Raw genomic sequence first — 2,359 nt, forward strand, 5'->3', positions numbered from 1 at the left:
CAGTTTTGCCATCGAACGGGCACAGGCCATCCTGTACTACCTCAAAACCATGATGGACGCCGGAGAGGTGCCCCGCGTGCCGATTTTCCTCGATTCCCCGATGGCGGCGCGGGCCACCCACGAGTACTTCGAATTCGGCGACGAGCTCATCCCCCCCGTGCGCGAGGCGCTTCGCAGCGGTGAAGACCCCTTCAAGCCGTCCACGCTGCATGTGGTGGTCAGCAGCGCCGAGTCGCAGCGCATCAACCGCTACGACGGCCCGGCCATCATCATCGCGGGCAACGGCATGATGTCGGGCGGGCGCATTCAGCATCACCTCAAGCACCAGCTCTGGAAGCCGAGTACCAGCCTGGTGATCGTCAGCTACCAGTCGCCCAGCAGCCTGGGCGGGCGAATCGTTGGCGGCGCCGAGTACGTGCATCTGCTGGGCGAGGACGTGGCGGTGCGGGCGCACGTACACACCATCGGCGGCTTCTCGGCCCACGCCGATCAGGACGACCTGCTGGCCTGGCTGGGCGCCACCGGCAAGGCCCACGTCTGGCTGGTCCACGGCGAGCCCGATGTGATGAACGCCTTCGTGCCGGTGCTGGAGGAACAGGGCCGCGTGGCCGACCGGGTGCCGAAAACCGGCGAGGTCAACCTGGAGACGACCCACTTTCCAGGGGGCCGCCCGCCCGGCGAAGTAGATGGGGACGAGCGCGGCGGCGTGCGGGACGAGTAGCAGGGTGAACGGGGCTTTCGAGCGCTTCGAGGCAGATGTAGAGGTGTTGCGGCAGCGCAAAGGCTGTCGGCTTGAGTTCAGGTCATATCCGGGCCGGACGAACGAGGAATTTGCCGAGATCGAGGACGAACTGCGTCAGCGGCTCGGCTCCCCTTACCCTCTTCATTCGGACATCAGAGCAGTGTTCGGCGCCGCCGCCAGCACTCATCTTCAGTGGTCGCTGGAAGCGCCAGGTCAGCCATTGACTGGCACCCTCAGAATCGAGTGGCTCGACCTGATCATTTGCACGGATGAGGAGCTTCGGGATAGCAGTTGTCTGCTGATGACCGAAGACCGACGCTTCGACTGGATCTGGGAAGGCAATGAGGTCCGAATCGCCTTTCATCAAGACGGAACGTATCGCCTGTTTTACCTGGGCACCGGGGAAGGCGAGCGCCATCAGATGACGACCAGCCTCCCCGATTACACCCGCGCCGCCTTTGAATGCCTGGGCCTTTACGGCTGGCAGCGCTTTTTTCTGCTGGAATACACGCCGCCGCTCGACTTTCCGGCCTCGTTTATGCGCCGCTTCGAGGAGGCGTTTCCGGGGACGCCGCTCCCGCGCTGGGTGAACCGATGAGCGTTCTCAGCTCGGCGATCTAACATCTGAATATGCCTGACCTTGAGCGCGAATTTCTGTACCGTCTGTTGACGAACAACTCTGGTGGGAGTCGTGTCGAAGAGAAGCTGTATGTAGGTGAACTGCCGCCTGACTTTCCGATCAAGCTGCCCGAAAACATCCGTTTGATAGGCGCCAACGAGCAAAAGGCCCCGCCCGTGCCCAGGGGCGCCCAGGGCATGTACATCCGCGACCATACCCGTGTGCTCCTCGACTCGCCGCTGAGCGTGCCAGAATTTATAAGCCAGTTGCGAGTTGAGCTGGCAGGCGAGTGGGAGCGCTTCGAGTGGCCCCATATGCAGCGGGGCTTTCTGCCCGCCGAGGCACAGGATGGACTCAATCTCTACAGCACACGGCTCAAGCTGTCACTGAACGTGCAAGCTGCCGAGGTCGGAGAAGTTACTCAGGTTACGCTCGACCTCAACGCTCAAGACGATGATGCCCGTGAGCGCATGCGGATGCACTCCGATCATTACCAGGGAATGCTGGTTCTCAACGTGCGCGTGCCTGCCGGGGCGACCCTGCAACCGGGCGGGGGCGGGCACGGCGGCAATCACTGGTCGTCGAGCGCCACCATCGAATGCACGCTCAGCGCCGCCGAACTGCTGGATCATTTTGGGCAGCAACTGACGGCTCAGGGCTGGCTTCCCCTCACGCGGGGCGAATCTTTGGAAGCTGCCGCAGCGTGCTGGACGAACAGCGCGGGCAACCTGGCCTTCATCAGCCTGAGCAAAGCCGGGCCAACTTATCAGGCCAGCATCATGACGGTGGGCGAGCCGTCGGGCGATTCGGGTCACGCTTCGTCGAGCGCATCATTCTCATTCTGACGCCGTACCTTTACCCGCCGCTGAGCGTTCCCCACCCGCCCCGCCCAGGTTTGTTACTCTCATCCCATGACTCAAAACGCAGAACTCAAAGTCGAGAAGTATCACGAGGGCACCGGCGCCCAGGCGCAGAAGGGCCAGATGGTCAAAGTCCAC

At 62.7% G+C, this 2,359-nt stretch carries 3 protein-coding genes; all 3 read left to right on the forward strand.

What is annotated here, in order from left to right; all coding sequences use genetic code 11:
- A partial coding sequence (locus Q0R23_RS01575) for an MBL fold metallo-hydrolase RNA specificity domain-containing protein (protein ID WP_293909645.1) occupies nucleotides 1-721 on the forward strand: 721 nt, incomplete at its 5' end.
- A complete protein-coding gene (locus tag Q0R23_RS01580) occupies nucleotides 687-1,340 on the forward strand; it encodes a hypothetical protein (RefSeq protein WP_293909647.1) in 654 nt (217 codons plus the stop codon). The genes Q0R23_RS01575 and Q0R23_RS01580, both read left to right, overlap by 35 nt.
- Nucleotides 1,341-1,372: 32 nt before the next feature.
- Nucleotides 1,373-2,206, forward strand: a complete 834-nt coding sequence (locus tag Q0R23_RS01585) for a hypothetical protein (protein ID WP_293909649.1) — start codon at nucleotides 1,373-1,375, stop codon at nucleotides 2,204-2,206.
- The last annotated feature ends 153 nt before the right edge of the window (nucleotides 2,207-2,359 follow it).

It is taken from the genome of Deinococcus sp., assembly GCF_025362455.1.
GTDB lineage: Bacteria > Deinococcota > Deinococci > Deinococcales > Deinococcaceae > Deinococcus.

Coding starts and splice junctions, on each gene's coding strand:
- Q0R23_RS01580 (WP_293909647.1), top strand. CDS start 687: ATGGGGACGAGCGCGGCGGCGTGCGGGACGAGTAGCAGGGTGAACGGG.
- Q0R23_RS01585 (WP_293909649.1), top strand. CDS start 1,373: ATGCCTGACCTTGAGCGCGAATTTCTGTACCGTCTGTTGACGAACAAC.